Raw genomic sequence first — 3,511 nt, 5'->3', positions numbered from 1 at the left:
AGCAGGAATGCCATTAACCGCCCAATGTTCTGATGCCTTTAAAAAAGTTTCGCTGGTAATATCTTCGGCAATTTCGATGTATTCCAAACCAAAACGACGGCATAATGCAGCCGTCATTTTAGTGTATTCCTGCCTGAACAGCTGGGATAAAAGTACTTTTGCCGAATTTTCTTTTTCCTGCATTAAAGTGGTTTTAGCAGTTCCCTCACTTCAATACTTCCACCTATTTTAAAAATAGGATTATTTTTTGCCAGTTCAATCGCTTCGTCTATGGTATCTGTTTTTACAATTACATAACCCACAATAAATTCCTTTATCTCCGTATAAGGTCCATCCGTTACCACGCTGTTGGCTTTAATGGTTTTTGCACTTTCGGCGCTTGGTAAGAGCGAATTTCCCTTATCAACCAGTTTATTCTGGGCAATAATGCCGGCGAGCCAGTTTACCCTTTCCTGCAGCTGCTCGGGGCTAGGTTTAAAATCTTTGATATCGTTTATCCTGAATATTAACGCAAATTCTTTCATGTTTATCTTTTTCAATTAAGTAAAATGTAATTAAAGGTTACAGCAAATTTCATTATAATCGACCACAAAATCCGGCTTTGCAGTTCCCTCGATTATAACCGGCACAATGTTTTCGATCCCCATATAATTTAAAATCCCACTAAGATAATTAACAATATATTGCTTAACCGGATTAAAATCATCATTTCCGTAACTCCCACCGGCCGTAATGGCGAGGTATACCATTTTACCTTTTAATAAGCCAGTTCGCGAGCCATCTGCCTGGTATTGGATGGTTTGGCCAAACCTTACAATTTGGTCGATAAACGCTTTTAGCGACGCATGTATGCTATAATTGTACATCGGAGCACCTAAAACGATGGTATCGGCTGCTTTAATTTCAGCGATAACCGCGTCAGAATAATGGAGTTTATCTTTTTCCTCATCACTTCTATTTTGATCAGGTTTTAAAGAGGCTAAAATATGGAACCCATTAATGTAGTCCGGATTGTCGTTTATGAGATTCCGTTCGGAGGTTTTGCTGTCAGGATATTTATCTACAAGCTTTTTTATAATGGCCTGTCCGAGTTTGATACTGTGTGAATGGTTGCCCATTGGGCTTGAAGTAATGTGCAAAATCTGTTTCATTGAGTTTTTTAAGGTAACAACGATCGGATTTTTGAAAGGGGGACAACCAGCCACAAAATTTATCAGGAAAAATAGATCAATACTTTCTCAGGTGCTTTAAGGTGACTTAGCTGGTCAAAAAAAATATAAATCCTTGGTACAAGTCATAAATATAGAGCTTATATGCCCTTAAATGTCTTATATGGTTCAAAAACGCGGGGCTTTTATATTCCTAATTTTCAATAAATCCCTTTAATAATCATTTACCATTTAAGGAATGTAAGTTGCATATAAGTTGCGTGGGCAAAATACCTAAGCTAAAATAGGTTCTCAGGTGTTTTAAGGTGGCTTAGGTGGTCGAAAAAATAAAACCCTTTTCTAATCTATTTTAAGCTCAAGTTGTAACATTATCTAAGTTGTTTCCGCCAAACTTTTCCCACTTGGTTTAGCTACAACAATCCTTTAATTTTGCTTCACCATGAATAATATCACTGAATTTAAAGCCGCCTTGGTGCTAAGACTTGTGCAAGGAGGTGGGGATAATAAAGAATAGCAGTAAGACATGAAAGGAAATAAATTATTTTTATTAGCAGTCTCATTAGGTCAAAAGATATATGAATATCCAACTACTCTTAGCGACTTTGATCGCAAAGAATTGTATTCGCGGTATTTTTCCCTTATAAAACGATCTGCATATCTGGGAAATCCGGACGCTATGTATGAACTAGGACAACAATATGAAAACACGAGTTACCTAAATAATAATAATCCAAAAAAGTCTTTTTATTGGTACTCTAAGGCATGTGCCGGTGGTCATTTCGAAGCATGTAATAATCTTGCTTTTCTTTATGAAACAGGTAGAGGTTGTGCAATAGATTTAGATAATGCTCTATCGCTTTACCGGAAGTCATCGCAATTAGGCTCCATAAGTGGCAAGAAAAATTACAAAGTTATGCTGAAGGATATGAGTAATGGTGGAAAGTATAGTAAATAATTTCTCATATCTCCCCTTTCCTGGCGCAAATCTTAGTGCTGGGGGGATATGGAGGTTGGATGACTTGTGCTTTTAGATTATTTTAACGCACAAGTCAGGCTTTGGCTTGGGGTCTAGGCGCTAAGACTTGCGCTAGGAGGTGTAACTTTTTTATCTTAAAGATTGCTTCCCCGAAATCGGGGCAGGCTGTCGGCTGAAAAAGCCTCTCGCAATGACGACTTATTGAGGTTACCCCACTTGGTTTAGCCACTACAATCCTTTAATTTTGCTTCACTATGAATAATATCACCGAATTTAAAGCATCTCTTAAGGCAGAACAACCTGATACCGATCTTTCCGTTCAGTTAAAAGCACTTTGGTATGATGGTAAAGGCGATTGGAACAAAGCCCATCAGCAGGTAGATCATTTAAACGACCGCGATTCTGCCGAAGTTCATGCCTACCTCCACCGTAAAGAAGGCGATAGCTGGAATGCAGGTTATTGGTACAACAGAGCGGGCGCAAAGATGCCTAGCTTTTCGCTCGAAGAAGAATGGGAACAACTGGTGTTGAAATTTCTTTAATCGATTGAAAATTGATGTTTTGGTTAGAAAACAGATAAATACCTGTTAAAAACCGCAAATTTATCTTGAAAAAGCTCAAAAATGATAATTGTCAATACAAAAGTGAGTTCATTTCTGTTCAGTTTCGCTTTGTGTTTTAATTAAACATTTTCCTTTAAGATATTGTACGGTCAAAACTAACTAAAGTAGATTATGCCGTAGCCCAGCACGGAAATTTCGTCCGTATACAGAATACTTTTATCAAAATCGATAGTATTATTGCCATCAAACCCAAAGATCTTGTTCAGTACGATCATGAAGATAGGATCATGAGCAAGGATTTTCCCGAGATCCATATCGAAACCCTTAAAAGTTCATTTGCTTTTTTGTTTCAGGAGTTTGAGCAGCGCGATCAGGCCATAGAAAAACTGATCGCTATTGTGGCGCAATTCTAAATGATAGATCAGTCACTTTAAAAATAAAGTTATAACGAATTGTCCAATTCGGTATTATATAGAACGTAATATCATTATTGTGAAATTGGTATATATTTGCCGATCACAAATATGAATTCAGGCCCCCAAAAAGATATCGGATTACTGTTGCAGCTTAGAAACGGCAACCGATCTGCTTTTGCCGAAATTTATAACCAGTACCGGAGCAAAATATTTGTTTATGCCAGCAGTTTGTGCAAATCAACCGATCTGGCAGAAGAAATTGTACAGGAGGTGTTTATCAGGATCTGGCAAAAGAGGGAGCAGATTAATACCGAGCTGAACTTTGGGGCATATATTAAAAAAATCACGCTCAACCATGTGCTTAATCACCTCAAAAAAGTGGCGAGG

6 protein-coding genes and 1 pseudogene are annotated in these 3,511 nt (G+C 37.7%); 4 read left to right on the top strand and 3 right to left on the bottom strand.

Annotated elements, in window-relative coordinates; all coding sequences use genetic code 11:
• The 3 genes and pseudogenes from B2V92_RS21845 to B2V92_RS21835 form a co-directional block, all read right to left on the bottom strand.
• Nucleotides 1-183: pseudogene (locus tag B2V92_RS21845) on the bottom strand (RNA polymerase subunit sigma); the annotation flags it as partial.
• Complete coding sequence (locus tag B2V92_RS21840) at nt 183-524, bottom strand: YciI family protein (protein ID WP_293312121.1); 342 nt, start codon at nt 522-524, stop codon at nt 183-185. The gene B2V92_RS21840 and the pseudogene B2V92_RS21845, both read right to left, overlap by 1 nt.
• Nucleotides 525-554: 30 nt before the next feature.
• A complete protein-coding gene (locus B2V92_RS21835) occupies nt 555-1,151 on the bottom strand; it encodes an FMN-dependent NADH-azoreductase (protein ID WP_293312120.1) in 597 nt (198 codons plus the stop codon).
• Nucleotides 1,152-1,692: 541 nt separating this feature from the next.
• On the opposite strand from B2V92_RS21835, the gene B2V92_RS21830 reads away from it, so the two are divergent.
• The 4 genes from B2V92_RS21830 to B2V92_RS21815 all read left to right on the top strand — a co-directional run.
• Nucleotides 1,693-2,124 (top strand): tetratricopeptide repeat protein, encoded by a 432-nt coding sequence (locus B2V92_RS21830; RefSeq protein WP_293312119.1) that lies wholly within the window; start codon nt 1,693-1,695, stop codon nt 2,122-2,124.
• 275 nt (nt 2,125-2,399) lie between these two features.
• The gene (locus B2V92_RS21825; protein WP_293312118.1) at nt 2,400-2,687 is read left to right on the top strand and encodes a hypothetical protein; all 288 of its coding nucleotides are present in this window, start codon (nt 2,400-2,402) and stop codon (nt 2,685-2,687) included.
• Nucleotides 2,688-2,995: 308 nt separating this feature from the next.
• Nucleotides 2,996-3,121 carry a hypothetical protein gene (locus tag B2V92_RS21820; protein ID WP_293312117.1) on the top strand — a complete coding sequence of 42 codons (126 nt, stop codon included), beginning with the start codon at nt 2,996-2,998 and terminating at the stop codon, nt 3,119-3,121.
• 111 nt (nt 3,122-3,232) lie between these two features.
• A partial coding sequence (locus B2V92_RS21815) for an RNA polymerase sigma factor (protein ID WP_293312116.1) occupies nt 3,233-3,511 on the top strand: 279 nt, incomplete at its 3' end.

The organism is Pedobacter sp. UBA5917 (assembly GCF_002432345.1).
Taxonomy (GTDB): Bacteria; Bacteroidota; Bacteroidia; order Sphingobacteriales; family Sphingobacteriaceae; genus Pedobacter.
This window is presented reverse-complemented; position numbering and strand designations above follow the sequence as displayed.